This is a genomic window from Streptomyces sp. NPDC002032, assembly GCF_042890765.1.
Taxonomy (GTDB): Bacteria; Actinomycetota; Actinomycetes; order Streptomycetales; family Streptomycetaceae; genus Streptomyces.
In genome coordinates, this window is the sequence record NZ_JBIASM010000016.1 from 38,467 (window position 1) to 64,909 (window position 26,443).

26 protein-coding genes are annotated in these 26,443 nt (G+C 74.0%); 15 read left to right on the forward strand and 11 right to left on the reverse strand.

The genetic code is table 11. The features are described 5' to 3' along the window. Positions 1 to 248 precede the first annotated feature (248 nt). The 3 genes from ACFYYT_RS28890 (at position 249) to ACFYYT_RS28900 (ending at position 2,868) form a co-directional block, all read left to right on the forward strand. Positions 249 to 1,280, forward strand: a complete 1,032-nt coding sequence (locus ACFYYT_RS28890) for a helix-turn-helix transcriptional regulator (protein WP_388609762.1) — start codon at positions 249 to 251, stop codon at positions 1,278 to 1,280. Positions 1,281 to 1,482: 202 nt separating this feature from the next. Then, positions 1,483 to 2,049 carry a hypothetical protein gene (locus ACFYYT_RS28895; RefSeq protein ID WP_388609765.1) on the forward strand — a complete coding sequence of 189 codons (567 nt, stop codon included), beginning with the start codon at positions 1,483 to 1,485 and terminating at the stop codon, positions 2,047 to 2,049. Between the two features lie 42 nt (positions 2,050 to 2,091). Next, entirely contained in the window at positions 2,092 to 2,868 is a 777-nt protein-coding gene (locus ACFYYT_RS28900; protein WP_351828160.1) for a hypothetical protein, read from the forward strand. Positions 2,869 to 2,873: 5 nt separating this feature from the next. On the opposite strand, the gene ACFYYT_RS28905 is transcribed toward ACFYYT_RS28900, so the two are convergent. The 3 genes from ACFYYT_RS28905 to ACFYYT_RS28915 all read right to left on the reverse strand — a co-directional run bounded on the left by ACFYYT_RS28905 (position 2,874) and on the right by ACFYYT_RS28915 (position 5,345). After that, positions 2,874 to 4,058 carry an MAB_1171c family putative transporter gene (locus tag ACFYYT_RS28905; protein WP_351828162.1) on the reverse strand — a complete coding sequence of 395 codons (1,185 nt, stop codon included), beginning with the start codon at positions 4,056 to 4,058 and terminating at the stop codon, positions 2,874 to 2,876. Continuing rightward, on the reverse strand, positions 4,055 to 4,612 hold the full coding sequence (locus ACFYYT_RS28910; RefSeq protein WP_351828165.1) for a toxin-antitoxin system, toxin component: 558 nt from the start codon (positions 4,610 to 4,612) through the stop codon (positions 4,055 to 4,057). Before ACFYYT_RS28910 ends, ACFYYT_RS28905 begins: the two co-directional genes overlap by 4 nt. Positions 4,613 to 4,676: 64 nt before the next feature. Continuing rightward, positions 4,677 to 5,345, reverse strand: coding sequence for a helix-turn-helix transcriptional regulator (locus ACFYYT_RS28915; protein ID WP_351828167.1), 669 nt, complete (start codon positions 5,343 to 5,345; stop codon positions 4,677 to 4,679). 334 nt (positions 5,346 to 5,679) lie between these two features. Between ACFYYT_RS28915 and ACFYYT_RS28920 the strand changes: the two genes are divergently transcribed. From ACFYYT_RS28920 to ACFYYT_RS28935, 4 genes are all read left to right on the forward strand, one after another. Beyond that, positions 5,680 to 6,552, forward strand: a complete 873-nt coding sequence (locus tag ACFYYT_RS28920) for a helix-turn-helix domain-containing protein (protein WP_351828169.1) — start codon at positions 5,680 to 5,682, stop codon at positions 6,550 to 6,552. Between the two features lie 236 nt (positions 6,553 to 6,788). Further along, the gene (locus ACFYYT_RS28925; RefSeq protein ID WP_351828172.1) at positions 6,789 to 8,147 is read left to right on the forward strand and encodes a 6-phospho-beta-glucosidase; all 1,359 of its coding nucleotides are present in this window, start codon (positions 6,789 to 6,791) and stop codon (positions 8,145 to 8,147) included. Positions 8,148 to 8,352: 205 nt separating this feature from the next. Beyond that, on the forward strand, positions 8,353 to 10,335 hold the full coding sequence (locus ACFYYT_RS28930) for an MDR family MFS transporter (RefSeq protein WP_351828222.1): 1,983 nt from the start codon (positions 8,353 to 8,355) through the stop codon (positions 10,333 to 10,335). 98 nt (positions 10,336 to 10,433) lie between these two features. Next, positions 10,434 to 11,093 (forward strand): GPP34 family phosphoprotein, encoded by a 660-nt coding sequence (locus ACFYYT_RS28935; RefSeq protein ID WP_351828175.1) that lies wholly within the window; start codon positions 10,434 to 10,436, stop codon positions 11,091 to 11,093. Between the two features lie 65 nt (positions 11,094 to 11,158). Here ACFYYT_RS28935 and ACFYYT_RS28940 read toward each other — a convergent pair whose 3' ends face one another. Then, a complete protein-coding gene (locus ACFYYT_RS28940) occupies positions 11,159 to 11,713 on the reverse strand; it encodes an NUDIX domain-containing protein (protein WP_351828177.1) in 555 nt (184 codons plus the stop codon). A 170-nt stretch (positions 11,714 to 11,883) separates the two neighbouring features. Here ACFYYT_RS28940 and ACFYYT_RS28945 point away from each other — a divergent pair, with 170 nt between their 5' ends. Further along, positions 11,884 to 13,347 carry an NAD(P)-binding protein gene (locus tag ACFYYT_RS28945; protein WP_351828180.1) on the forward strand — a complete coding sequence of 488 codons (1,464 nt, stop codon included), beginning with the start codon at positions 11,884 to 11,886 and terminating at the stop codon, positions 13,345 to 13,347. Positions 13,348 to 13,430: 83 nt separating this feature from the next. On the opposite strand, the gene ACFYYT_RS28950 is transcribed toward ACFYYT_RS28945, so the two are convergent. Beyond that, entirely contained in the window at positions 13,431 to 14,498 is a 1,068-nt protein-coding gene (locus ACFYYT_RS28950) for an ATP-dependent DNA ligase (RefSeq protein ID WP_351828182.1), read from the reverse strand. A gap of 75 nt (positions 14,499 to 14,573) precedes the next feature. Here ACFYYT_RS28950 and ligD point away from each other — a divergent pair, with 75 nt between their 5' ends. The 3 genes from ligD to ACFYYT_RS28965 are packed head-to-tail and all read left to right on the forward strand — an operon-like array spanning position 14,574 to position 16,423. Then, positions 14,574 to 15,593, forward strand: a complete 1,020-nt coding sequence (gene ligD, locus ACFYYT_RS28955; protein WP_351828185.1) for a non-homologous end-joining DNA ligase — start codon at positions 14,574 to 14,576, stop codon at positions 15,591 to 15,593. Positions 15,594 to 15,627: 34 nt separating this feature from the next. Then, positions 15,628 to 16,134: an HAD domain-containing protein gene (locus ACFYYT_RS28960; RefSeq protein ID WP_351828187.1), complete on the forward strand. Its 507-nt coding sequence runs from the start codon at positions 15,628 to 15,630 to the stop codon at positions 16,132 to 16,134. 46 nt (positions 16,135 to 16,180) lie between these two features. Beyond that, positions 16,181 to 16,423: a WhiB family transcriptional regulator gene (locus ACFYYT_RS28965; RefSeq protein ID WP_351828190.1), complete on the forward strand. Its 243-nt coding sequence runs from the start codon at positions 16,181 to 16,183 to the stop codon at positions 16,421 to 16,423. Positions 16,424 to 16,503: 80 nt separating this feature from the next. On the opposite strand, the gene ACFYYT_RS28970 is transcribed toward ACFYYT_RS28965, so the two are convergent. The 3 genes from ACFYYT_RS28970 to ACFYYT_RS28980 all read right to left on the reverse strand — a co-directional run bounded on the left by ACFYYT_RS28970 (position 16,504) and on the right by ACFYYT_RS28980 (position 20,111). Next, positions 16,504 to 17,475 carry an acyl-ACP desaturase gene (locus tag ACFYYT_RS28970; RefSeq protein WP_351828193.1) on the reverse strand — a complete coding sequence of 324 codons (972 nt, stop codon included), beginning with the start codon at positions 17,473 to 17,475 and terminating at the stop codon, positions 16,504 to 16,506. Between the two features lie 267 nt (positions 17,476 to 17,742). Continuing rightward, positions 17,743 to 19,383 (reverse strand): ABC-F family ATP-binding cassette domain-containing protein, encoded by a 1,641-nt coding sequence (locus ACFYYT_RS28975; RefSeq protein ID WP_351828196.1) that lies wholly within the window; start codon positions 19,381 to 19,383, stop codon positions 17,743 to 17,745. 311 nt (positions 19,384 to 19,694) lie between these two features. Further along, a complete protein-coding gene (locus tag ACFYYT_RS28980) occupies positions 19,695 to 20,111 on the reverse strand; it encodes an SsgA family sporulation/cell division regulator (RefSeq protein WP_351828198.1) in 417 nt (138 codons plus the stop codon). A 306-nt stretch (positions 20,112 to 20,417) separates the two neighbouring features. Here ACFYYT_RS28980 and ACFYYT_RS28985 point away from each other — a divergent pair, with 306 nt between their 5' ends. Beyond that, positions 20,418 to 21,530, forward strand: coding sequence for an oxidoreductase (locus tag ACFYYT_RS28985; protein ID WP_351828200.1), 1,113 nt, complete (start codon positions 20,418 to 20,420; stop codon positions 21,528 to 21,530). On the opposite strand, the gene ACFYYT_RS28990 is transcribed toward ACFYYT_RS28985, so the two are convergent. Then, positions 21,511 to 21,759 carry a hypothetical protein gene (locus ACFYYT_RS28990; protein WP_351828203.1) on the reverse strand — a complete coding sequence of 83 codons (249 nt, stop codon included), beginning with the start codon at positions 21,757 to 21,759 and terminating at the stop codon, positions 21,511 to 21,513. The two genes, ACFYYT_RS28985 and ACFYYT_RS28990, sit on opposite strands and share 20 nt — an antisense overlap. 59 nt (positions 21,760 to 21,818) lie before the next feature. Next, positions 21,819 to 22,118 carry a YciI family protein gene (locus tag ACFYYT_RS28995; RefSeq protein ID WP_351828224.1) on the reverse strand — a complete coding sequence of 100 codons (300 nt, stop codon included), beginning with the start codon at positions 22,116 to 22,118 and terminating at the stop codon, positions 21,819 to 21,821. A gap of 25 nt (positions 22,119 to 22,143) precedes the next feature. Here ACFYYT_RS28995 and ACFYYT_RS29000 point away from each other — a divergent pair, with 25 nt between their 5' ends. Next, positions 22,144 to 22,821, forward strand: coding sequence for an endonuclease V (locus ACFYYT_RS29000; protein ID WP_351828206.1), 678 nt, complete (start codon positions 22,144 to 22,146; stop codon positions 22,819 to 22,821). Between the two features lie 29 nt (positions 22,822 to 22,850). On the opposite strand, the gene ACFYYT_RS29005 is transcribed toward ACFYYT_RS29000, so the two are convergent. Beyond that, positions 22,851 to 24,050, reverse strand: a complete 1,200-nt coding sequence (locus tag ACFYYT_RS29005) for a saccharopine dehydrogenase NADP-binding domain-containing protein (RefSeq protein WP_351828209.1) — start codon at positions 24,048 to 24,050, stop codon at positions 22,851 to 22,853. 212 nt (positions 24,051 to 24,262) lie between these two features. Between ACFYYT_RS29005 and ACFYYT_RS29010 the strand changes: the two genes are divergently transcribed. Both ACFYYT_RS29010 and ACFYYT_RS29015 read left to right on the forward strand, forming a co-directional pair. After that, positions 24,263 to 25,417, forward strand: coding sequence for a CaiB/BaiF CoA-transferase family protein (locus ACFYYT_RS29010; protein WP_351828211.1), 1,155 nt, complete (start codon positions 24,263 to 24,265; stop codon positions 25,415 to 25,417). Further along, positions 25,417 to 26,442, forward strand: a complete 1,026-nt coding sequence (locus ACFYYT_RS29015) for an LLM class F420-dependent oxidoreductase (protein ID WP_351828213.1) — start codon at positions 25,417 to 25,419, stop codon at positions 26,440 to 26,442. Before ACFYYT_RS29010 ends, ACFYYT_RS29015 begins: the two co-directional genes overlap by 1 nt. Position 26,443 lies beyond the last annotated feature (1 nt).

The following is a 26,443-nucleotide window of genomic DNA, read 5'->3' on the forward strand; positions in this document are numbered from 1 at the left end:
CCTGCGACCGGATCCGGGGTTCGTGACCCGGGACGCGCGGCCGGCCATCCGCCGTTCACCGTCCGCCGTCCCGCGTGTTCCGATCATCGGCCGGGGGAGCGGTGCGCGCCGTGGCGGCGGGCCCGTACGGGTGAACGGGCGCTCCGGGGGCGCCTCGGGACCGGAGGTGCGCCCCGGGCCGGTCAGCGGCGCGTGGCGGCCGTTTCGCGGCGTGGTCCGGGGCGCGTACCCCGTTTTAGGATCAGAGCATGACGCGGACCAGCACCAAGACCGAGCTCGGCGACTTCCTGCGGTCCCGCCGTGCCCGGATCCGCCCCGAGGAGGCGGGCCTGACCGCCTTCGGCGGACGCCGCCGGGTACCGGGGCTGCGCCGCGAGGAGCTCGCCCAGCTGGCCGGGGTCAGCGTGGACTACTACACCCGCTTCGAACAGGGCCGCGCCGAGAACGTCTCGGAAGCCGTCCTCGGCGCCGTGGCGGTAGCCCTGCGGCTGGACGCCGCCGAGACCGCGCACCTGACCCGGCTCGTACGCAACGCCGGGCGCGCGGGGTCCCGTACGGCGGCGCAGGGCGAGGCCCGCGACACCGAGGAGGCCCAGCGGGTCCGGCCGGGGCTGCGCCGGCTCCTGGACTCGATGCCCGGGACCCCCGCCTTCGTGGTGGGCCGGCGCACCGACATACTCGCCTGGAACCCGCTGGGCGCCGCCCTGCTCACGGACTTCGGCGCCCTCCCGCCCGAGCGCCGCAACAAGGCCCGGCTGGTGTTCCTGGACCCGGAGGTACGCGGCCGCTACGCCGGCTGGCGGGCCAAGGCGCGGGACCTGGTCGCCTACCTCCGCTTCGACCTCGCACGGCATCCGCACGATGCCCGGTTCGCCGCGCTGATCGAGGAACTGTCCGCACACAGCCCGGAGTTCGTGGAGCTGTGGCAGGAGCAGGAGGTGGCGGAGAAGACGCACGGCGGCTACCACCTGCGCCACCCCCTGGCCGGCGAGTTCACCGTCGCCTACGAGTGCCTGCGGCTGCCCGACGATCCCGACCAGTTCCTGATCGCCTACACGGTGGAGGCCGGCTCGCCCTCCGAGGCGGCGCTACGGATCCTCGCGGCGGCGACGACCGACGGCCGGAGCGACGGCGCGGGCGGCGTCGGCGCCGGCGCCGGCGGCGCCGCGTACGCGGCCGGCGGCGACGGCCCCGCCGACGGCGCGGGCGCGCGCCGTCCGGAGCGCGAACCGGCCCCCGGGCGACCGGGCGGCCGGGGCCCGGTGCGGCGGGGCCGCTGACCGTGGCGCAGGCCGTGGCGCTGACCGTGGCGCAGGCCGTTCGCGGGCGCTGACCGGGAGCGGGCGGACACCGTGCCCGTCCGGCCGCCCGAAATCGGCACTCGCACAAGGATCTTGACCTGTATGCCGCGTGTCGAACCGGCCCCTTGATCGTTTCTTCAGCCGTAACCCTCACATCGGCTGCCGAATCGGGAGGCGTGCGGTGACGGCTTGGCAGTACTTCGCCGGGGCGGGTCTGGTGGCGGCGCTATGCCCGCTGCACGGCCACGTGGCGGTCGCGAGCGACGGTCACGGCCACGGGGCGCGGGTCGACGTCTGCGTGCCGGGCGGGCCCGCGCACCCGCCCGCCGTGCGGCCGCCCGCCTCTCCCCCGCCCGGGGTGCCGGCGCCGCCCGTGGCCGTGCCCTCCGTGCGGGTCACCCCGCCCGGAGCGGACCGGCCCACGGTGCGCCACCCGGGCGACGCGCCCGGTCTCGCGCAGGCGCCCGGGCCCGCCGCCCCGGTGCCGGGGGCGCCGGCGCAGCCGGCCCCGCCCGCGCCGGCCGCCGGGCCCGGACCCGAGCCGGTCCCGCCCGCCGCTCCCGCCCCGCCCGCGGTCGGGGCCGCCCTCACCCGGGTGAGCGCCTTCCACGTGCCCTCGTACCGTTCCGCGGCCTCGGAGCGGCGCGGCCCGAAAGGCATGACGACCATGATGCTCTTGGTGGTCGTCACCACCCCGGCCGTGCTCGCCGCCGCCGCGCTGCGCCCCCGCTCCAAGAGCCGCGGCTGACGCAGCCGATGAACCCACGCACCCACGAACGGGAGATTTCTCGTGTCCGAATGGCTGGTCCTGGCCATCGCCATGGCGCTCGTCTGCGCCGTCGTCCTCGCCATCACCACGATCCGGCACCGCCGGGTCGCGGCCGACGAGGACACCAGCGAAACCCCTGACGTCATCGAGTACATGACGATGATGGTCGGGGTGGTCTACGCGATCGTCCTGGGCCTGGCCATCGCCGGGGTCTGGGAGGCGCGCGGCTCGGCCGAGGACAGCGTGCGCCGCGAGGCGCAGTCCCTGTACGAGGTCACCCAGCGCGCCGACGTCTACCCGGCGCCCGTCCGGGACCGGATCCGCGGCGAGGTGGACGCGTACGTCTCCCACACCGTCAGCGTGGACTGGCCGCGGCTGGTCTCCGGGCAGGGCGCCTCCGACGAGGGCGCGCAGCTGCTCGGCAAGCTGCGCACGGACGTCACCCACCAGAGCCCCGCCAATGAACTCCAGGCGCAGGCCTACCAGCCGTTGCTGGACCACATCGCGGCCGCCGACGACGCCCGCCACTCCCGCACCCAGAGCGACGAGTCCACCCTGCCGAGCGTGATCTGGTTCGGGCTGGTGGTCGGCGGGCTCGTCACCATCGGGCTGATCTTCACCCTGCAGATCCGGCGCTCGGGCCGCGAACTGCTGCTGGCGGGCCTGTTCAGCGCGCTGATCGTGTTCCTGCTGTTCATGGTGTGGAGCTTCGACGCGCCGTACGGGCGGGACGGCACCGATTCCGCCGGGCCCTTCCAGGACCTGTTCCCGGCGGTGACGGTGACGGCCTCGCGCTGAGCCGGTCAGCTCGCCGTCAGGGCCGCCTGCCGCCGGGCCGCCGCCACCACCGGGGAGTGCCGCAGGGCGTCGGAGATCCGGACGAGGTCGCGCGGGCCGTCGGCCGCCACCAGCACCTGCTCCCCGTCCCCGTCGCCGTCCGCCTCCGCCGCCCCCTCGGGGGCGGCGGCGCTCGTGCGCACGGCGGCCGCGACCATCGCGGCGTCCGCGACGGCGCGGGCCGTCTCCTCGTCCGCCCCGGCCGCGCGGGCCCGCTCGTAGGCGGAGTCGCGGTGGCGGCGGTCGAAGCAGGGGCCGAGGCGCAGGAAGCCGTCGTGGATGTCGGACTCCCGCTGGATCACCCGGATCTCGGCCGGGGACCACCAGGACATCCGCACGCAGGGGGTGCCGGGGGCGGTGCTGCGCACCTCGTGCCACAGCGCGCCGAGCCGCCGGTACGTCGTCCAGGTGTGCCAGCTGTCCGACACCCGCTGGCACACCAGCGGCAGGACGAAGCCGACCGCGCTGACCAGCGCGGCGGCCGAGGCCAGGGGCGGGGCGACGTAGGTGCTCAGGAAGTCGAGGTCGTGGCCGAGCCAGCGCGCGGCGACCGCGGACAGCTTCGTGGCGTCGTAGGTGAGGCTGATCGAGTACCCCGACACGATGATCACCAGTCCGGCCCGCAGCCAGCCGCGCACCTGCACCGACCAGTGCCAGCACATCGCGACCATGGTCACGGCGGCCACGCTGTGCGCCAGCAGATAGGACATGATCATCAGACGGACGTACGGGGTGTTCGCGTAGAAGGTGTCGAAGTCGCGCAGCCGCTCGACGGGCATGTCCCCCAGGGCGGCGAACACCACGATCGCCACGATCACGACGGAGTAGCCCGCGATCCAGCGCTGGGTGGTGCGCCGGATCTCCCGCGCAGGGCCGCCGCGCCAGTTGAACATCAGGATCAGGCACGAGGCGCTGAAGGCCGTCATCAGGCAGTAGACCAGCGGGGCCGAGACGTTGGGGATCCCGGTCCAGCGGTTGACGGCCTCGATGGTGGGCGGGGCGGCGAAGGTGAACACCAAGGTGGCCAGGACCAGCAGGACACAGACCGACCGCAGGAGCGGATCGCGCCAGTGGGTGCGCAGCGCCGGCAGCTTGAAGACGAGGGAGACCGCCATCGCCACTGCCGGGATGTAGTAGTCCTGTCCGTTCAACGGTCGTTCCTGTGCCCCCGGTAGCCGAGGGAGGTCTCGATGCGGCCGGCCAGCTCGTCGCGCTGGGCCGGCGCCCGCACTCCGGCGGAACCGGCCAGCCAGGTGCGGCACCGGCTGCCCAGCAGGAGCCCGAAGGTCTCGGCCTCCGTCTCCTCCTGTACGTCCGCACGCGTGCGCGCCGCGACGCTGCGCACCGTCTCGCCGAGGTCGGCGCCGTCGGCGAGCAGCCGCGCGGCGACGGCGGCGCCGTCGACGTGGTGACTGCAGTGGCCCGCCTTCATGTGCCACAGTTCGTGGCCCAGGATCACCAGCTGGTGGTCGGGTGCGGTGCGCTCCTCGATGACCACCAGGTCGCGGTCCGCCATGTCGAGCCAGAGCCCGCTGGCCGTCCCCTGCGGAAAGGCGGCCATCCGGAACTCCACCGGGCGCCCGCGGTGCCGGCTCATGCCCTCGCAGAGGGCGGCGTAGAGGTCCAGGGGCTCCACGGGGGCGGGGAGCTTGATGCCGCCCACCAGCTCCCCGCACAGTCGCCGCTGCGCTCTGCCTATGCTCACCGTTCTCCCCGTCGGCGCGGATCCGGATCAGGACTCAAGGATCAGATCCAGACTTTCGACTGGGTCATGATTCGTTCGGTTTGACGCTTTCCAGAAGCATGTCCAGCCATTCGGTCACCTTGTCCCGGTGCTTGTCGCTGGGGAGTTGGGCGGCCCGCCAGGCGATGCCCCGTACACCGTGGTTCTGCAGGAGTCTTGCCAGCGGATCGCCGGCCGAAGCGGCCTCGGCCGGTACGGTTTGCCGCTCGCGCCCCGCGAAGTCCTGGAGCAGCTGCTGCTCGGTCCGCTGGAGGGCATCGGTGAGGGCGTCGGCGTCGTGGGCGGTGAGGAAGCCCGCGTGCACGCCGAAGAAGCGCTGGATGGCGTCACAGTGCTCCATGGTGGGGCGGCGGTCGCCGTTGATCAGGGCGCCCGCCTGCTGCCGCGACATGCCGGCGCCGTCCGCGATCTCCTGCTGGGTGTAGCGGCGGCCGTTGGGCTTCACCCGGGTGCGCCGCAGCAGGTCGAGACGCTGGAGGAAGCGCGCCTGGAGATCGGGTTCGCCGGCGGGGCGGCCGTCGAGCAGGGTCTTGATCACGTCCGTGGGGACCCCGGAGGCTTCGGAGAGCCGTCGCAGGTCGAAGACCTGGTTTCTGGATCGGCCCAATTTGTTCGCGAGTTCGGCGACCCGCGTGACGGTCGCTGCCAGGGGCGCGTTGGCCACCGCGACGGGAGCCGGGAAGCCGTCTGTCACCAGTGGTTCTCCTAGATCGCGCGAGGTCAGTGGGCACGTGGTCGGCCTCAGGGAATCTATCCGGTCTACCCCGGGAGAGCTAGAACTTGCCACAGCTGTGGCGGGAATGAGCTGTCGCGAGGCTGGAATTGCCACAATAGTTGACACTCGAATGAAGTCGGTAGCAGGATCGCCACACGGAAATGAAGATCCAGACCGTGAGGAGGGGGAGCTCTCGGTGCCACATCTCGCAGCGGTGGGCCCGTCTGATGGCCTCGTCCGAGCCGGTGAGGAACGCCTGGCGGGCGAGGAGTCCGTCCGTGGCGCAGTGCGGTCGGAGCGACGCAAGGAGATTTTGCGCCAGCGCCGCGAGGAGCTGGGCCTGAGCCAGGAGGACCTCGCGTCCCGCCTGCGCATCAGCGTACGTGCGTACGGAAACTGGGAGCGCGGGCTCGTCAAGGAGTGGACGGACCGCAAACTCCTCGCCCTGGCCGAGGCCTTGGAGATGAGCGAGCGGCAGTGCTTCTGGCTGTTCAGGGTCATGGTCGACCGGGATCCGCCGCCCACCTGGCGCGCGGCCGAGGACAACCGACTGCCCCAGGACCCGGCCCAGCGCGACTACCTGTGTGACTACGCGGCCCTCATGGAGGCCGTCCCCTACCCGAGCTTCCTGGTGGACCACCGCTGGGACGTCGCCCTGACCAATTCGGCCTTCGACCGGCTCTTCCAGTCGGTGCGCCCGCATCCGACGGCCCTGCCGGACGACAACTTCCTGCGCTTCGTGCTGTTCCACCCGGACGCCGCGGCCGTGCTGGAGGACCACGAACCGGCCTGGTGCGTACCGCTGCTGGCCCAGTTCGCGACCGCGCTCGGCGCGGCCCCGGACGACGAGGGACTGCGGAGCATCCGTCAGGAGGTGGCCCGCGACCCGTTCATGGAGGCGGCCTACCGGTACGGGGTCCCGCACTGGCTCAGCACCCACGGGGAGCTGGCCGCCGAGCAGGACGGCGCGGTGCGGACGGTCCGTCACCCCGACCCCGGATACGGCGTCGTGCGGTGCCGGATGGTGGCGGAATCCAGCCGAATGCTGGAGGGCATGGGACTGACCCGGGTCACCCTGGTGCTGTCCGCCCCGCAGGGCCTGCCGTCAGGTCCCGTGCGCGGTGGGACCGGGTTCCCGCAGCAGCAGGGCGCGCGGCTGAGGGCCGTGCCGTCGCCGGTGGACTGACCGGGGAGCGGGTTTCCCAGGGCCGGGCCGCGGGGCCGGGCCGCGGTGCGTGCCGCGGGCCGGCCCCGTGGCGTGCGCCGCGGATGCCTCCGACGGGTGCGTGCCACGATCCGCGCCATCGCGCGGATGTCACCGATCGTGGCATCCGGGTCGGTCCGGGCGCTCCCGGCGCCGTCCGTGGTTCCCTGGACCGGTGATCCACGGCAGCGGTCGTGACGGCGAAAGGCGGTAGGGGCGTGCGGTTGACCATCCTCGGCGGGGGCGGATTCCGCGTCCCGCTCGTCTACGGAGCCCTCCTCGCGGACCGCGGCGAGGGCCGGGTGTCGCACGTGACGCTCTACGACGAGGACCCCGGCCGGCTCACCGCCATGGCCCGCGTCCTCGCCGACCAGGCCGCGGCCTGCGAGGTGCCCGGCGCCCCGGCCGTCACGGCCACCCGGGACCTCGACGAGGCCCTGCGCGGAGCCGACTTCGTCTTCTCCGCCATCCGCGTCGGCGGACTGGAGGGACGCGCCGCCGACGAGCGGATCGCCCTGGCCGAGGGGGTCCTGGGCCAGGAGACGGTCGGCGCGGGCGGGATCGCCTACGGCCTGCGGACCGTTCCCGTGGTGCGCGAGATCGCCCGCCGGATCGCCCGCCACGCCCCGGACGCCTGGGTCATCAACTTCACCAACCCGGCCGGGGTGGTGACCGAGGCGATGGCCGAGGTGCTCGGCGACCGGGTCATCGGCATCTGCGACTCGCCGGTCGGACTCGGCCGCCGGATCGCCCGGCTGCTCGGCGCCCGCCCCCAGGACGCCTGGATCGACTACGTCGGCCTCAACCACCTCGGCTGGGTGCGCGGCCTGCGCGTCGGAGGCCGGGACGAGCTGCCCCGGCTGCTGGCCGACGAGCGGGCGCTGGAGTCCTTCGAGGAGGGCCGCCTCTTCGGCGCGGACTGGCTGCGCTCGCTCGGCGCGATCCCCAACGAGTACCTGCACTACTACTACTTCAACCGGGACACCGTCCGGGCGTACCAGGAGGCCGAGCAGACGCGCGGCGCCTTCCTGCGCGACCAGCAGCGCTCCTTCTACGCCGAGGCCGGACGGGCGGCGGACGGCCACGCCGGGCGGGCGCTGGCCGCCTGGGACCGGACCCGGGCCGAGCGCGAGGCCACGTACATGTCCGAGAACCGGGAGGTGGCGGGCGTCGGGGCGCGCGAGGACAGCGACCTGGAGTCGGGCGGGTACGAGAAGGTCGCCCTCGCCCTGATGCGGGCCATCGCGCGGGACGAGCGCGCCACCCTCATCCTCAACGTCCGCAACGGCGGCACCCTGTCGGTGCTCGACGCCGCGGCCGTGATCGAGGTGCCCTGCCTGGTCGACGCCAACGGGGCCCACCCGGTGGCCGTCGACCCGCTGCCGCTGCACGCGGTGGGGCTGGTGACCTCCGTCAAGGCGGCCGAGCGGGCGGTCCTCGCCGCCTCCGCGAGCGGGGCGCGGGCCGACGCGGTGAAGGCCTTCGCGCTGCACCCGCTGGTGGACTCGGTGACGGTGGCACGCAGGCTGCTGGACGGCTATGCGGCGGAGCACCCGGGTCTCGCGTACCTGCGTTGACCGCGGCGGGGCGCGGCGGGGCGGGGCGCGGCGTGCGGGGCGTGGCCGAAGCCGGCCCTCGCGTCCGGTTCACCCGTACGGCGGCTTGCGGCATGCGGGGGCGGGGGCGCGCTGTGACAGTGCGAGAGTGACCACTGCCCCCGCCACAGCCGCCGCGCCCCCCGTGCTGGACCGGCGGCGGCGCAACGTCATCTTCGGCACGATCATGCTGGGCGTGCTGCTGGCCGCACTCGACCAGACGATCGTGGGCACGGCCCTGCCCACGATCGTCGCCGACCTGGGCGGGGCGGCCCACATGTCGTGGGTGGTGACCGCGTACCTCCTCGCGGAGACCGTCGCGACGGTGCTGGTGGGCAAGTTCGGCGACCTCTTCGGCCGCAAGCTCATCTTCCAGATCTCCGCCGTCGTCTTCATCACCGGCTCCTTCCTCTGCGGCCTCGCCGGCAACATGACCCTGCTCATCCTGTGGCGGGGTGTGCAGGGCATCGGCGCCGGCGGTCTGATGGTCACCTCGATGGCGCTGATCGCCGACGTGGTGCCGCTGCGCGAACGCGGCAAGTACCAGGGCGCGATCGGGGCGGTCTTCGGCGTCGCGACGGTGATCGGCCCGCTGCTCGGCGGCCTCTTCACCGACCATCTGAGCTGGCGCTGGGCCTTCTACGTCAACGTCCCGATCGCGATCCTGGTCGTCATCGCGGCCGCCCGCACCATCCCCTCGGTACGGGTCGCCGGCCGGCCGGTCATCGACTACCTGGGCATCGCGCTCGTCGCGGCCGGCGCCAGCGCGCTGATCCTGGCCACGAGCTGGGGCGGGAACGAGTACGCGTGGAGCTCGCCCGCCATCATCGGGCTGTTCGCGGCCGGCGTGCTGGCCCTGGGGCTGTTCTGCCTGGTGGAGACGCGGGCCGCCGAACCGATGCTGCCGATGCGGCTGTTCCACAACCCGGTCTTCTCGGTGTGCTCGGTGCTGAGCTTCGTCGTCGGCTTCGCCATGCTCGGCGCGATGACCTTCCTGCCGACCTACCTGCAGTACGTGGACGGGGATTCGGCGACCGTCTCCGGCGTGCGCACCCTGCCCCTGGTCATCGGCCTGCTCATCGCGTCCGTCTTCAGCGGCAACGTCACCAGCAAGACCGGGCACTACCGGATCTTCCCGATCGTGGGCAGCGCGGTCATGGGCGTGGGCCTGTACCTGCTGTCGCGGATGGGGCCGCAGACCGGTGCCTGGCTGGAATCGCTGTACATGTTCGTGCTGGGCGCCGGAATCGGCCTGTGCATGCAGGTGCTCACCATCGCCGTGCAGAACACCGTCGACTACGCCGACCTCGGCACGGCCACCTCCGGCGTCACCTTCTTCCGTACGCTCGGCAGCGCGTTCGGGACCGCGGTGTTCGGGACGATCTACGCCAACACCCTGGAGCCCGAGCTGAGGGCGGCCGTGGCGCAGGCCGCCCGCGCCACCGGGGCCGATCCGGCGGAGCTGGCCGCGGCCGCGCAGAGCCCCCAGGGGGTGCACGGGCTCGATCCGGCGGCCGCCGGGCCCGTCATCGCCGCGTACACCGAGGCCCTGCAGACGGTGTTCCTGTGGACGGTGCCGGTGGCCGCGGTGGGCTTCGTCGTCGCGCTCTTCCTCAAGCAGGTCCCGCTGCGCGACAGCGCCCGCGCGGGGTCCACGGACATGGGCGACGGCTTCGGCTCGCCCGCCACGGCCTCGGGGGATTCGGCCAAATTGCTGGAGCTGGCGGTCGCCAAGCTCGTACGCGGCATGGGCCCGGACACGGCGCGCGGGATCGTCGACGCCTCCGACACGCGGCTGGACATCGCGGGCGCCTGGGCCGTCATGCAGGTGGACCTGCTCACGCGGACGGTCGGCCACGCCAGTCTCGGCCTGATCGGGGCGCGGCGTTCGCTGCCGCCCGAGGTGCTCCTGCCGGTCTTCGACCGGATGTCGGAGGAGGGCTTCCTGACCCGGCAGAACGGTTTCTTCGCGCTCACCCCGGCGGGGGAGCGGGAGGCGGGCGTGATCTCGGGGGCGTGGGCGGCCTGGCTCGGCGACCAGCTGGAGAAGGACCGGGGGCGGCCGCGCAGCGCCGAGCTGAGGGTGGCGGCGGACGCGATCGCGAAGCGGCTGCTGGCCGAGGACCTCGGCGACGGCAATTTCGCGCCACGGCTGGTGAGGCGGGGGTAGCGCGGGGAACCCAGGGCGCGGCCCGGTCGTCCTTCCCTGCGCGTACGGATCCGCGTGCGAGGCGTGCGGGCGTGCGGGCGAGGTGGGGGGTACCGCTCATGGCGATGACATTGGCGGAGGAAGTCGTATTGCTGTCCCTGGACGCGCGGTCCGGGGCGGCGGCGCGCCGGCAGGCGGTGGGCTGGGCCGTCGCGGGCGGCATACTCCTCGAACTGGTCATGGCGGAGCGGGTGGCGGTGACCGGCACGTACCTGGAACTGCGGGACCCGGCGCCGACCGGGGAGCGGCTGCTCGACAGCCGCATCCAGCTCATCGGATCGTGGCTGAGGGGCCGCAGCAAGCGGCGGGTGACGGACTGGCTGACGAAGGACCACGCCATGGCGGTGGGCGCGGCGCTGGACGGCCTCGGCGAGCGGGGCGTCGTCGGGTCGGAGGTGCCCAAGGTGGCGGGCGTGTTCCCGCAGCGCCGCCACCCCGGGTCCGACGCGACGGTGGAGCGGGAGCTGCGGGAGCGGCTCGGGGCCGCCGTCCTGGGGGGTGCGGAGCCCGACGCGCGCACGGCCGGACTCATCGCCCTGCTGCACGCGGCCGGGCTGCACGGGCCCGCCTTCCCGGACCGGCCGGCCCGGGAGGTGGCCCCGCGGATGGGGGAGATAGCCGCCGGTCAGTGGGCGGGGGAGAGGGTCCGCGCGGCCGTCCGGGACATGCGGGCCGCGGTGGCCGCCGTCACGGTGTTCACGGCCGCGGCGGCGGTCTGAGGGCGGCGGTCTGAGGCGGTCCGAGGGCGGCGCTCTGAGGCGGAGTCCGGCGGGCGCGGTGCGCCCTACCGGGTGTGCGGCGGGGCGGCGGCGGCCGCCGGGCCCGTCGGATAGTCGTACGAGGGCACGTGCGGCAGCATCGAAAGGTCCGGGCGCCAGATGCGGAGCACGGCGGCCGTGGGCGGGTAGAGGGCGGAGGGCACCTCGGCCGGGGAGAACCACTGCCAGCGGGCGATCTTGTGCGGCTCGGTGACGGTGGGGGCGCCCTCGGCGGTCCGGGTGAGGGCGGCCGCGGTCAGCCGGGTCAGGCCGGATGTCGCATCGATCTGGACCGCGAGCACCTCGATGCCCTCGGGAGCGGCCCGCAGAGCCGTTTCCTCGGCGAGCTCGCGCGCGGCGGCCTGCTCGAAGCCCTCCCCGGGATCCACCTTGCCGCCGGGCAGTTCCCACCGGCCGTCGTGGGCCTGGCCGAGCAGGACACGGCCGTCGTCGCCGAGCACGATCAGCCCGACGCCGACGACGGCGTTGGGCCGCGGGACGGCTCGTACGGCCGCTTCCGGCTGGTCGGGCCGTTCCGGCTGGTCGGTGCGGTCGGCCCGGTTCTGGTGTTCGGTAGCCATAACTCCATTTGCCGGGCCGGTGCGACGGTTTGTCAAACCCCGCAGGTGTGAGGGGCGATCGGGGCGAGAGGCGGATAATCAGACAGTTGTGCGGGTTTCGGTCAGGGCCCGTTCGCGCAGGCTCTGGGCGGTCCGATCGTCGTACGGTTCGCCGGCTCGGGGGGATGCGCATGGCACACGTGCTGGTCATCGGCGGAGGGGTCGCGGGCCTCGCGGCCGCGCTGCTCGCCGCGCGGCGGGGGCACACCGTCGAGCTGTTCGAACGGGACACCCGCGCCCCCGGCACCGCCCTGGACCGGGACTTCTTCGGCTGGCGCCGCCCCTCCGTGCCCCAGGCGGCCCAGCCGCACGCGCTGCTCGGCGCCGCCCGCAAGGTGCTGGTCAGCGAACTGCCCGACGTCCACGCCGAGATGCTCCGGCTCGGGGCCCGGGAGTGGCACGAGCTGGACTGGTTCGACGTACGGCCGCCCGCGCGGCCCGGAGACGAGGACCTGGTCATGCTCCAGGCCCGCCGCATCGTGCTGGAGAGCGCCCTGGCCACCGCGCTGCGCGCCGAGCCGGGCGCGGTGGTGCACTACGGGGAGCCGGTCTGCGGGGTGACGGCCGTCTCGGGGGCGGCCGGGGCCGGGGCCGCAGCCGGGGCCGGGGCCGGCGCCGGACCGGCGGTCTGTCCGACGGCCGGTTCCGATCCGGGGATCCGCGTCACCGGGGTGAACACGCGCGACGGCGCGTACGCGGGGGACCTCGTCGTGGACGCGGGCGGGCGGCGCGGCGGCGCCGAACGCTGGCTGGCCGCCGCCGGCTGCCGGCCGGGCACCGTCGAACGGCACCGGACCGGCCTCGCGTACTTCTGCCGCTGGTACCGGCTGCCTCCCGGGGTGCGGGAGGGGCCGCGCCGGCCGTGGGCGGTGACCGGCGGCGGCTTCGCCGGGTGCGCGGTCTTCCCCGCCGACAACGGGGTCTTCGCCGTCACCCTGTTCGTGCACACCGAGGACCCCACCCGTGCGGCGCTGCGCGAGCCGGCCGTCTTCGAGGCCGCCGCACGCGCCTTCCCGCCCGGCGCGGCCTGGCTGGAACTGGGAGCCGCGCCGCTGTCCGGGGTCCTGGCGACGGCGAGCCTGGACAACCGGTGGAGCGCCCTCGCGGACGAGCGGGGCCCGGTGGTCAGCGGACTGGTGCCCGTCGGGGACGCCCTCACGCACACCAATCCGACCCTGGGGCAGGGGACCTCGCTCGCCCTGTGGGCCGCCCACCGGGTGGCCCGGACCGCACACCAGGACCCCGGATCGGCCGGCTTCGCCGCCGACTACCACGCGTGGGCGGTGCGCACCGTCAAGCCCTGGTTCGACTTCCAGGTCGTCGCCGACGCGGCGATCGGGGCGCGCTTCGCCACCCGGGCCGGGCGGACGGGGACGGCCCGCGAGGCCGCCGCGCTGTTCGAATGCGCGTTGGAGGACCCGGAGGTGATGCGGGCCCGGGCACGCGTCCGGCACCTCGTGGAGACGCCCGGGCGGGCCTACGCGCACCCGCTGATCCGGGCCCGCGTGGCGCGCTGGCTCGCGGCCCGCCCGGAGTACGCCCCGAACGCGGTGGGCCCGGACCGTGCGGAGTGGGAGAAGCTGACGGCGGGGTGAGCTGGGGGCCGGACGGGGCCGGCCGGTGCGGGCGGCCCGGGGCCCGGTCCGCCGGTGTTCGGCCGGTGCGGCCGGTGCGGGTGTCAGACGGGGGCGCCGAGGACTTCGGCGAGGTCGTAGCCGACGACCTCCTCCAGCTGGGCGTACGTACAGCCCTCCGGCGTGCGGTCCGGGCGCCAGCGGCCGAACTGGGCGGTGTGCCGGAAGCGGTCGCCCTCCATGTGGTCGTACTTCACCTCCAGGACCCGCTCCGGGCGCAGCGGCACCCAGGACAGGTCCTTCTTCCCCGTCCAGCGGCTCTGCGCCCCCGGCAGCCGGGCGCTCTCGTGCGCGGACTCCTCGGCCCAGGACGCCCAGGGGTGGCCCGAGGGGTCGGGCATGCGCAGCGGCTCCAGCTCCTCGACCAGCTCGGCGCGGCGCTTCATCGGGAAGGCGGCGCAGACCCCGACGTGCTGGAGCGCGCCGTGGTCGTCGTACAGGCCCAGGAGCAGCGATCCGACAATCGGACCGCTCTTGTGGAAACGCAGGCCGGCGAGGACGACGTCGGCCGTACGCTCGTGCTTGATCTTGAACATCAGGCGGGCGTCGGGCCGGTAGGGGAGGTCGAGGGGTTTCGCGACGACCCCGTCCAGACCGGCGCCTTCGAACTGCTCGAACCACTGCCGCGCGAGCGCGGGGTCGGTGGTGGCGGGCGCGACGTGCACGGGGGGCAGAGCGGTGGAAAGGGCGTTGACGAGGGCGCTGCGGCGCTCGCTCAGCGGGGTGTCCAGCAGGGACTCGTCGCCGAGGGCGAGCAGGTCGAAGGCGACGAAGCTGGCCGGGGTGGTCCCGGCGAGCAGCTTCACGCGGGACGCGGCGGGATGGATCCGCTCGGTCAGCCGGTCGAAGTCGAGCCGCCCGCCCTGCACGATCACGATCTCCCCGTCCACCACGCAGCGGGGCGGCAGGTTCTCCTTCAGGGCCGCCACCAGCTCGGGGAAGTACCGGGTCAGCGTCTTGCCGGTGCGGCTGCCGATCTCGATCTCGTCGCCGTCGCGGTGGACGATCGCGCGGAAGCCGTCCCACTTCGCCTCGTACTGCATGCCGGGCGGGATCTTCGCCACGGACTTGGCGAGCATCGGCTTCACGGGGGGCATCACCGGCAGATCCATGTCATCGATTCTGCGGTGGTACGTCCGGACCCGCCCGGTGTGCGCGCCCGGCCGGGCGCGCCTACCGTGGCGCACATGGGTGCTGCGGGTGGTGCGATCGAGCTCGAAGCCGGCGGGCGCAAGGTACGGCTGTCCAGCCCGGACAAGGTCTACTTCCCGGAGCGCGGCCTCACCAAGAGGGACGTCGCCGAGTACTACCTGGCCGTCGCGGACGGGATCACCCGGGCACTGCGCGACCGCCCCACGACCCTGGAGCGGTTCCCCGATGGGGTGGAGGGCGAGTCCTTCTTCCAGAAGCGCGCCCCGAAGAACCTCCCCGACTGGATTCCGACCGCCCACATCGCCTTCCCCAGCGGCCGCAGCGCGGACGAGATCTGCCCGACCGAGCCCGCCGCCGTCCTGTGGGCCGCCAACCTGGGCTGTCTCACCTTCCACCCCTGGCCGGTGCGACGCGGGGACACCGACCGGCCGGACGAGCTGCGCATCGACCTGGACCCGCAGCCGGGCACCGACTACCACCACGCGGTGGCCGCCGCCCACGAACTGCGGGCCCTGCTGGAGGAGCTGGGTCTGCGCGGCTGGCCCAAGACCTCGGGCGGCCGCGGGCTGCACGTGTTCGTGCCGATCGCCCCGCGCTGGACCTTCACCGAGGTCCGCCGGTGCGCGATCGCCCTGGGGCGGGAGCTGGAGCGGCGGATGCCCGGCAAGGTCACCACCGCCTGGTGGAAGGAGGAGCGCGGCGAGCGCATCTTCGTCGATTACAACCAGACCGCCCGCGACCGGACCATCGCCTCGGCCTACTCCGTCCGCCCGCGCCCGCACGCCCCGGTCTCGGCGCCGCTGCGCTGGGACGAGGTCGACGACGCGGAGCCGCGCGACTTCGACATCGTGACCATGCCGGCGCGCTTCGCCGAGCTGGGCGACCTGCACGCCGAGATGGACGAGCACGCCTTCGCCCTGGACGCGGTGCTGGAACTCGCGGCGCGGGACGAGCAGGACCACGGTCTGGGCGACATGCCCTATCCGCCGGACTACCCGAAGATGCCGGGCGAGCCCAAGCGCGTCCAGCCGAGCCGCGCGAAGCACGAGGACTGACCGCGCGCGTCGGGGGCCGCCCTAGGCTCGGGGCATGACCTCGTCCGGGCCGTGGCCCCTGCTCTTCCTCGATGTGGACGGCCCGCTCATTCCTTTCGGGGGTACGGGCTACCCCGCCGGGGACGCCACCGGCCATCCCCTGCTGGCCAGGCTCGACCCGGAGCACGGGCGCCGGCTGCTCGCGCTGCCCTGCGAGCTGGTGTGGGCCACGACCTGGGGCGACGAGGCCAACGAGGTCATCGCGCCGAGGATCGGGCTGCCCGCGCTGGAGGTGGCCGACTGGCCCGAGCCCTCGGCGCGGGAGGCGCAGGAGGGGTGGGCCGGCCTGCACTGGAAGACCCGGCCGCTGCTCGCCCGGGCGGCCGGACGCCCCTTCGCCTGGGTCGACGACGAGATCACCGCCGCCGACCGGGCCTGGGCGGCCGCCCGCCACACGGCCCCCGTCCTGCTGCACCGCGTCGATCCCCGTACCGGGCTGACGGCCGCCGACTTCGAGGTCCTCGCGCGCTGGCTGGCCGGGGTGGTCCGGGGCAGGTGTTGATGACCTGTTGATCGGACGTCCATCGGGCCGCAGCAGGATCGGCGGCATGTCGATGAACACCACTGCCACTTCCGCTCCCGCCTGGTACGACCTCGCGCTGTGCGCCCAGACGGGCCCGTCGTTCTTCTTCCCGGAGCCGGGTTCCTCGCTCCGCGACGCGAAGCGGCTGTGCGGGGCGTGCGAGGGGCGGCGGGCCTGCCTGGAGTACGCCCTGGCCAACGACGAGCGCTTCGGGGTGTGGGGCGGCCTCTCCGAAACGGAGCGCCAGGCCCTGCGCCCGCGCGGCTGACCCGGGCCGGGACGCCGCCGGGACGCCGTGGAGCCCCGGCGGGACCTGCCCGCCGGGGCTCCACTGCTTCAGCCGGCCGGTCAGCCCTTGCGGGCGGCCACGCGCGCGGCGCGCGCCGCGAGGCGCTCGTCGAACTTGCTGGCCTCGGAGTCCAGGCCGTTCATGAAGAGCCCGAGCTCCTCCTGGGCCTTCTGGCCTTCCGGACCGAGCCCGTCGATGTCCATGATCTTGAGGAAGCGGATCACGGGGCTCAGCACGTCGTCGTGGTGGATCCGCAGGTTGTAGACCCCGCCGATCGCCATCTGCGCGGCCATCCGCTCGAAGCCGGGCATGCCGTGGCCGGGCATCCGGAAGTTGACGACCACGTCCCGCACGGCCTGCATCGTCAGGTCCGGGGCGATCTCGAAGGCCGCGCCCAGCAGGTTGCGGTAGAAGATCATGTGCAGGTTCTCGTCCTGCGCGATGCGGGCCAGCATCCGGTCGCAGACCGGGTCACCGGACTGGTGGCCGGTGTTGCGGTGCGAGATGCGGGTGGCCAGCTCCTGGAAGGCGACGTACGCCACCGAGTGCAGCATCGAGTGGCTGTTGTCGGACTCGAAGCCCTCCGACATGTGCTGCATCCGGAACGCCTCGAGCTTGTCCGGGTCCACGGCGCGCGAGGCCAGCAGGTAGTCGCGCATCACGATGCCGTGCCGGCCCTCCTCCGCGGTCCAGCGGTGCACCCAGGTACCCCAGGCGCCGTTGCGGCCGAAGAGGGTCGCGATCTCGTGGTGGTAGCTGGGGAGGTTGTCCTCGGTCAGCAGGTTCACGACCAGCGCGATCTTGCCGATGTCGGTGACCTTGGACTGCTGCGGGTCCCAGGCCTCGCCGTCCTCGAAGAAGCCGGGGAAGTTCCGGCCGTCGCTCCACGGGACGTACTCGTGGGGCATCCAGTCCTTGGTGACCTGCAGATGGCGGTTGAGTTCCTTCTCCACCACCTCTTCCAGCGCGTACAGCAGCTTGGCGTCGGTCCACGCCTCCGAGCTGCCGAGGTGGGGAGAGGTGATCGTCACGGGTGCTCCTGGGGACAAAGCGAATTACCTACGGTTCCGTAGCCTACGGACTCGTAGGTTAAGCGCGGCATCAAGGCCAGCCAAGCCCCAGGGGTCGTTGTGTCCGGTTACCACCGGTTATCTGTGCATATGAAGCCCCCCTCAGGCGGCTTCAGAAAGGTCAGAATCACGCCAGAAGGTGGTCCCCGGTTTCTCGCCTTGACGGCCGCGAGATCGCGGGGACGGCCGCGCGGAGGTACCGCGCGGCCGTCCGGTGAGTCGTGCCGGTCAGTCGTGCCAGAGCGCCTCCCGGACCTCCTCGGCCGAGGACGGCCGCAGCGTTCCGTCGAGGAGCAGCCACCGGGTGATGCCGATCGACTCCAGGAACGGCACGTCGTGGCTCGCCACCACCAGCGCCCCCTCGTATGCCTCCAGGGCGCCGGAGAGCTGGCGTGCGCTCGCCAGGTCCAGGTTGTTCGTCGGTTCGTCCAGCATCAGCAGCTGCGGGGCCGGCTCGGCCAGCAGCAGAGCCGCCAGCGCGGCCCGGAAGCGTTCGCCGCCGGAGAGGGTGCCGGCCGCCCGGTCCGCCCGGGCGCCCCGGAACAGGAAGTGCGCGAGCCGCGCCCGGATCAGGTTGTTCGTGGCGTGCGGGGCGAACCGCGCCACGTTCTCCACGACCGAGCGCTCGTCGTCCAGCACGTCGAGCCGCTGCGGCAGGAAGCGGGCCGGCACGTGCGCCACCGCCTCCCCGGACGCGGGCGGCACCAGCCCGGCCACGGTCCGCAGCAGGGTGGTCTTGCCCGAGCCGTTGCCGCCGACCAGGGCGATCCGCTCCGGACCGCGGACCTCCCACTCGCCCGGCACCGACGCCCCGTGGGCCAGGCGCAGGTCCCGCAGGGTCAGGACGCGCCGGCCCGGTGGCACCTGGGTCGCGGGCAGCTCGATCCGGATCTCGGCGTCGTCACGGACCGCCTCCGCCGCCTGGTCCAGCCGCTCGCGGGCGTCCGCCAGCCTCTCGGTGTGCAGGGTCCGGTGTTTGCCCGCCGATTCCTGGGCGGCGCGCTTGCGGTTGCCCATGACGATCTTCGGCTCGCGCTTGTTGTCGTTCATCTTCTGGCCGTACCGCTTGCGGCGGGCCAACTTGACCTGTGCATCCGCCAGTTCGCGCTTCTGGCGGTGTACGTCGGCCTCGGCGACCCGGACCATCCGCTCGGCCGACTCCTGCTCGGCGGCGAGCATCCGCTCGTAGTCGGTGAAGTTCCCGCCGTACCAGCGGACTTCGCCGTCCCGCAGGTCGGCGATCTGGTCGACCCGGTCCAGCAGTTCCCGGTCGTGGCTGACCAGCAGCAGCACTCCGGACCAGGCGTTCACGGCCGCGTACAGGCGCCGACGGGCCGACAGGTCGAGGTTGTTGGTGGGTTCGTCGAGCAGCAGTACGTCCGGGCGGGCCAGCAGCAGCGCCGCCAGCCGCAGCAGGACGCATTCGCCGCCCGACAGCTCGCCGACGGTGCGGTCGAGCCCGATGCGGGCGAGTCCCAGCTGGTCGAGGGTGGCCAGGGCCCGTTCTTCCACGTCCCAGTCGTCGCCCACGGCGGCGAAGTTGGCCTCAGTGGCCTCGCCGGCCTCGATGGCGTGCAGGGCCGCGCGGGTGGCGTGGATGCCGAGCGCCTCGTCCACGCGCAGGGCGGTGTCCAGGGTGGCGTTCTGCGGCAGGTAGCCGACGGTCCCGGCGACGGAGATCTGGCCCGCGGACGGGGTCAGCTCGCCCGCCGCGAGTTTCAACAGGGTTGATTTTCCCGAGCCGTTGAGCCCGATCAGACCCGTGCGGCCGGGGCCGACGGCCAGCTGGAAATCCTCGAAGAGGGGGGTTCCGTCGGGCCAGTCGAAGGACAGGGCGGAGCAGGTGATGAAAGCAGTGGGATGACTCATGGAGGCCTCCAGGTTGCGTGGATGGTGCGTGCAACGCGGGGAGACAGCCGACGGGTCACGAAGATGTGGTCGCGGTCGGTGTCTCGGACCTCAGACGAGCAATGTCCTGCTCCGTTTCGGCGGCAATGGGGCGTTCACGAAGCTACGCGGGGGCGGCCGGCGTCCGCAAACGAATTGTGGCCGGTCCCGGTGGAGCGCACGAGCGGCGTGCTCCACCGGGACCGGCCACGCGGACCGTCCGGATCAGCGGGAGTCGGGCGTCAGCGGGAGTCGGGCATCAGCGAGGGTCGGGCGTCAGCGAGGGTCGGGCGTCAGAGGGAGCCGCGCATCAGCTCGTCCAGGCTGTGGTCCATGTCGAGGTACACGTGTTCCCGTCCTGGCGGCACGATGGTGGCCGCCCGTTCCAGGAACCGCTGGAGCTCGGCCGTCACCATCAGCACGATCGCGACGCCCTCCGGTGCGTGGAACTCGACCGTGGTCCGGTCCCCGTCGTACGGGCGCACGCGCACGTCCCCGCACCCGGCCGGGTGCCGCAGCCCGGAGTGGAGCAGCTCGCGCGCGAAGGTCCAGGAGACCTCGACGCCCTCCAGCGTGGCCAGGGCGGGGAAGGACATGCGGACGGCGAAGGGATCCGCGCGGTCGTAGCAGAGGGTGACGGGCACGGTCTCGACCTTCGGCGCGGTGGCGACCAGTCGGGCCTGCACGGCCTGCTCGATGACAGTGATCAAGGCTCACTCCCTTGCGGCGGATCTGCTGCCGGGCCGTGGGGTGGGACCCGGCAACCGGATAGACGCCGGAATCGGCAAATCCGTGCACGGCGGATGACGTGAGCTGTGTCACCGATTGGCTTGATCCAGGCCGTGTGATCACACAGAGAGAGGAAGGGAGGGATGGGGGAGCGGGGGCGGTGCGCGGTTGCCCGGGACCCGGAGTGATTCCAATTCGTCCGGTTACCGCTCACCCCACCGGCGCAACGGGCCCTCCGGGAGAGGCACCCTGGACGGCGAACGGGGGCTGCGTTAGCTTCCGGCGCCATGAGACTTCTGGGAGTGGGTACCTGCGCGGCGGCCCTGCTGGTGGGGCTGGTGGCCGCGCCCGCGCGGGCGGACGCCGGCGGCGGGGCGGACACCACCGCCGACACGGGCTTACGGGGCGCCGGCTGGGCGCTCAAGGCGACGGGCAAGGACTCCCGGTTCCGGGGCCTCGCGGCCGTCGGCCACGACGCCGCCTGGGTGGCCGGGTCCGGGGGCACCGTGCTGCGCACCGGCGACGGCGGGCGCACCTGGCAGGACGTCTCGCCGCCCGGCGCGGCCGCCGAGGGGCTGGAGCTGCGCGACATCGAGGCGTTCGACGCCCGCCGGGCGGTGGCCCTGTCGATCGGCGAGGGAGAGGCCTCGCGGATCCTGCGCACCGAGGACGGCGGCGCCACCTGGACCGAGGCCTTCCGCAACCCCGACCCGCGCGCCTTCTACGACTGCCTCACCTTCCTCGACTCCCGCCACGGGCTGGCCGTGAGCGACCCGGTGGACGGCAAGTTCCGCATCCTGGCCACCGACGACGGCGGCCGCGCCTGGCGGGTGCTGCCGGACACCGGGATGCCCGCCGCGCTGCCCGGGGAGGCCGGTTTCGCCGCGAGCGGCCAGTGCCTGGTGGGCTCCGGGCCCCGCGACGTCTGGCTGGCCACCGGCGGCGGCCCGGTGGCCCGGGTACTGCACTCCGCCGACCGGGGGCTGACCTGGCGGGCCGCCGACGCCACCCTCCCGGCCGGGGATCCGGCCCGCGGGGCCTTCGCCCTGGCCTTCCGCGACCGTACGACGGGCCTCGCGGTCGGCGGCGACTACCGCGCCGGCCGGCCCTCGCCCCGGGCCGCGGCCCGCTCCGCCGACTCCGGCCGGGAGTGGAGCCAGGCGGCCACCCCGCCGCCGGCCTACCGCTCGGGCGCGGCCTGGCTCCCGTACGGGCGCGCCACGGCCCTGGCGGTCGGCCCGACCGGCACGGACGTCACCACCGACGCGGGCCGCACCTGGCGGAGCCTGGACGCGGGCTCCTTCGACACCGTCGACTGCGCGCCCGACGGCGGCTGCTGGGCGGCGGGGGAGCGGGGCCGGGTGGCCCGGCTGGAGCCGCTCAGGCGTCCGGGCCGATGACCAGGTCCATCCCCGGGTAGCGGGCCGCGGTGAACCCGGCGGCCCGGCAGACGGGCTCGCCGTCGGCGCTCGCATGCAGTTGGACGAGGTGGACCCGGAACCGCCCGTCGGCGGCCACCCGCCAGGGGGCGTCGGCGGGGCCGGGACCGGTGCCGAGCGAGTCCAGGGCGACGGCGCGCAGCCGGATCAGCTCGGGTACGTCGTCCAGGGCGGCGGGACGGACCTGCACGGCTGTTTCCAGGGGGGCCGGGTCGGAGGGGGTACACCGGAGGGGGTGCACCGGAAGGGTCAAGCCGGAAGGGTCTCGCGGGCCGCGGCGAGGGCCGGGGAGGTCTTCGTGGCGATGAACTCGGTGATGCGGTAGGCGCAGACGCCCGCCACCGCGAAGGGGTCCTGGGCCGCGATCTCCTCGATCTCGGCGCGGGAGACGCCGGCGGCCAGGATGATCCCGCCCTCGCGGGGCACCTTGCGGCCCGAGGCGAGGAAGAGCCCGGAGGCGTAATGGCCGTCGAGCCAGGCGATGTGGGCCTCCAGCTCGGCATCGACGGCTTCGACGGGCGCGGTGTAGGTGAGCTCCATGACGAACATGATCGTCAGGCTACCCTCGCACCTCATGACGACAGTGAAGACCCCCGCCGACGAAGCCGAGGCCCGCGCGATACAGGACGAACTGCGGGCCGGGGTGGTGCTGGACGCCCCCGGACCGCCCCCGGGGCGCGGCCTGATCGCCGGAGTGGACGTGGCCTACGACGACGAGCGCGACCTGGTCGCCGCCGCGGCCGTCGTGCTCGACGCGGCCACCCTGGAGGTGGCCGCGGAGTCGACCGCCGTCGGACGCGTCAGCTTCCCCTACGTGCCCGGGCTGCTGGCCTTCCGTGAGCTGCCGACCGTACTGGCCGCCCTCGACGCCCTCACCGTCGTCCCGGACCTCGTCGTCTGCGACGGCTACGGCCTCGCCCACCCCCGCCGCTTCGGCCTCGCCTGCCACCTCGGGGTGGTCACCGGCCTGCCCAGCATCGGCGTCGCGAAGAACCCGTTCACCTTCACCTACGAGGAACCGGGCGCCCGGCGCGGCGACTCCTCCCCCCTGCTGGCGTCCGACGGAGCAGTCGTCGGGCGGGCCCTGCGCACCCAGGACGGGATCAAGCCGGTGTACGTGTCGGTGGGCCACCGCGTCTCGCTGGACGGCGCCTGCGCCCACGCCCTCGCCCTGAGCCCCCGCTTCCGGATCCCGGAGACCACCCGTCACGCCGACTCCCTGTGCCGACGGGCCCTGCGCGAGGCCTCCTGACCGGCCGGCGCGGGCGCGGGCGGCCCGGATCAGCGCGCGTCGGCCACCCGGAAGCGCAGGCCGGCCTTGCGGAGCCGGTCCAGCAGGGCGTCGCCCATGGCCACCGCGGTGGTGAGCTGCCCGGCGCGCTCCGGCAGGGCGTCCAGGGCCAGGCACAGCGCGGACTCCGCCAGCATCTTCGCCGTCTCCCCGTAGCCGGGGTCGCCGCCCGACACCTCGGTGAACACCCGCCGGCCGCCGCCCTCGCCGACGAAGCGGAGCGTGAACCAGCTGCGCGCGCGGCGTTCGGCGCCGGGGCCGCTGCCCGGCTCCCAGCGGGACATCAGCCACCGCCGGGCTGCCGGGACCTGTGCCAGGGCCAGCGTCGCACCCATCGCGGCGGTCCCGCCGAGGGCGACCGGGAGCCGGCGCACCGAGGCGTAGTGCCGGTAGCGGAAGTCCGGTCCGTAGCGCTCCAGTGCGGCCGCCGACCGGGCCACGACCGCCGGGTCCAGGGTGGGCAGCGGCAGCGCCCAGGTTCCGGTCTCGCGGCTGAAGCGCGGCGGGCCCACGGGTCCCCGTACGCGCCGGCCCGCGATCCGGGGCTCGTGCAGCCGCCGGGCGTGCGCGGCGGCCAGGGTCTGCGGGCCCCGGCCGAGGGCGGTGAGGGCGGAGGCGAGCGTGCCGCCGGAGAAGAGCGCGTTGGAGCGGACGAAGCCGTCGATCCGCAGCGGGACCCCCTCGGGCAGCCGGTGCACGGTGAAGTACGCCCCGAGGTCGGCCGGTACCGAGTCGAACCCGCAGGCGTGCACCAGCCGGGCCCCCGTCTCACGGGCGCGCGCGTCGTGCGCGACGTACATGCGGTCGACGAACTCCGGCTCCCCGGTGAGGTCCAGGTAGTCGGTGCCCTCCTCGGCGCAGGCGGCGACCAGCTCCGCCCCGTACCAGACGTACGGGCCGACGGTGGTGGCCAGCACCCTGGTGGCGGCGGCCAGTTCGCGCACGGCGCCGGCGTCCCCGGCGTCGGCCCGCAGCAGCGGCAGGGCGGCGCAGTGCGGGTGGCGGGCGGCCAGGCGGTCCCGCAGCCGCTCCAGCTTGCCGAGGTCGCGGCCGGCCAGCGCCCAGCGCAGTCCGGCGGGGGCGTGCTCGGCGAGGTACTCGGCGGTGAGCGTCCCCACGAAACCGGTGGCGCCGAAGAGGACGATGTCGTGGGCCCGTTGCGGACCTTCCTGGTGGACCTGCGCGTTCATGAACCGCTCCTCCCGGCTGGTGTGGGTGGCTGAGGTTAGCGTGGGGACCGGCTGTCCGTACGAGCGGGTGTGACCGGCGGTAAGCGGGAGGGGCGGACCGATCCCGCCAATCGGCTAAGCGCTTGCTCTTGTGCTGAATGGAACGCGTTCCTAGCATCACTGGTGTTACATCGGTTGTGTCACACACTCGCACCAGGGGCGCTGGGGGCTCGATGGCAGTGACAGGGAACGGCCCGCGGGCGGGCTCCGGCCCGCTCGCCGGAGTACGCGTGGTCGAGCTGGCGGGCATCGGCCCGGGCCCGTTCGCCGCCATGCTCCTGGCCGACCTCGGCGCGGACGTGGTGCGCGTGGACCGGCCGGGCGGCGGCGGCCTCGCCATCGACCCCGCCCACGACGTCACCAACCGGAACAAGCGCTCCGTGCTGGTCGACCTCAAGTCCGCCGGGGGCCCGGACCTGGTGCTGGACCTGGTCGAGCGGGCCGACGTACTGATCGAGGGGTTCCGGCCCGGCGTCGCCGAGCGGCTCGGCGTCGGCCCGGCCGACTGCCACGCCCGCAACCCGCGGCTGGTGTACGGCCGGATGACCGGGTGGGGCCAGGAGGGCCCGCTCGCCCACACCGCCGGGCACGACATCGCGTACATCGCCGTCACCGGTGCCCTCGGCATGATCGGCGCCCCCGACGGACCCCCGGCCGTTCCGGCCAATCTGGTCGGCGACTACGCGGGCGGCTCCCTGTACCTCGTCATCGGGGTCCTCGCGGCGCTCCACCACGCCCGTACCCCCGGCGGCCGCGGCCAGGTCGTCGACGCCGCGATCGTCGACGGCACCGCCCACCTCACCGCGATGATCCACGGCATGGTCGCGGCCGGCGGCTGGCAGGACCGGCGCGGGGCCAACCTCCTCGACGGCGGCTGCCCGTTCTACGGCACCTACGAGACCTCCGACGGCCTCTACATGGCGGTCGGCGCGCTGGAGCAGCAGTTCTACGACACCTTCGTGGACCTGCTGGGCATCGGGGAGCAGGCCCCCGCCCGCAAGGACCTGGCCCGCTGGGGAGAACTGCGCGAGAGCGTCGCCGCCCGCTTCAAGTCCCGTACCCGCGCCGAATGGACGGAGGTCTTCGAAGGCACCGACGCCTGCGTGGCGCCCGTCCTGTCCCTGCGCGAGGCCCCGCACCACCCGCACCTCGCCGCCCGCTCCACCTTCACCGACTTCGGCGGGATCACCCAGCCCGCCCCCGCGCCCCGCTTCTCCGCGACCCCGGCCGCCCTCACCGGCGGCCCCGCGCTGCCGGGCGCCGACACCGCCTCCGTGGCCGCCGACTGGGACGTGCCGGGCCTGACCGCGAAGGGCGGGGACGCCTGATGGAACTGTCCATGATGCTCGACTACGCGGGCGACCCGCGCGCGGCCGCCGACGGGGCCGCCGCCCTGGAGGCGGCCGGGCTCGACGCCGTGTGGGTGGCCGAGGCCTGGGGCTTCGACTCCCCGACGATCATGGGTTACCTGGCGGCCAGGACCGAGCGGATGAAGATCGGCTCGGCCATCCTCAACGTCTACTCCCGCACCCCCGCCCTCATCGCCCAGACCGCCGCCGGACTGGACGCGATCTCGGGCGGCCGGGCCCTGCTCGGCCTCGGTGCCTCCGGCCCGCAGGTCGTCGAGGGCTGGCACGGGAAGCCGTACGACAAGCCGCTCGGCCGGACCCGCGAGACCGTCGGGCTGTGCCGGCGGATCTGGCGCCGCGAGACCATCGACCACCACGGCATCACCGACATGCCGCTGCCGGCGGACAAGGGCGGCCGGCACGGCAAACCGCTGAAGATGCTCACCAAGCCGGTCCGCGACCGGATCCCGGTCTACATCGCCTCCCTCGGTCCCGCCAACGTCGCGCTGACCGCCGAGATCGCCGACGGCTGGCTGCCCACCCTCTTCCTCCCCGAGAAGGCCTCCGCGGTGTGGGGGAGCGCCCTGGCCGAGGGCGCCGCGAAGCGGGCGCCGGAGCTGGGCCCGCTCCAGACCGTCGCGGGCGGCCTGCTGGCCATCGGCGAGGACGCCGCCGCCGCGCGGGACCTGGCCCGCCCGCAGATCGCCCTGTACGTCGGCGGGATGGGCGCTCCGGGGAAGAACTTCTACAACGACCTCGCCGTCGCCTACGGCTACGGCGAGCAGGCCCGCAGGATCCAGGAGCTGTACCTGTCCGGGCGCGTGCGCGACGCCGCGGCCGCCGTCCCCGACGAGTTCTGCGAACTCATGACCCTGTGCGGGCCCGCGGGGTACGTGCGCGAGCGCGTCGAGGCCTTCCGGGAGGCGGGCGTCACCATGCTCAACGTCACGCCCGTCGGCCCCGAGCCGGCCCGGCTGATCGAAACCGTCAAGAGCTGGCTGTAGG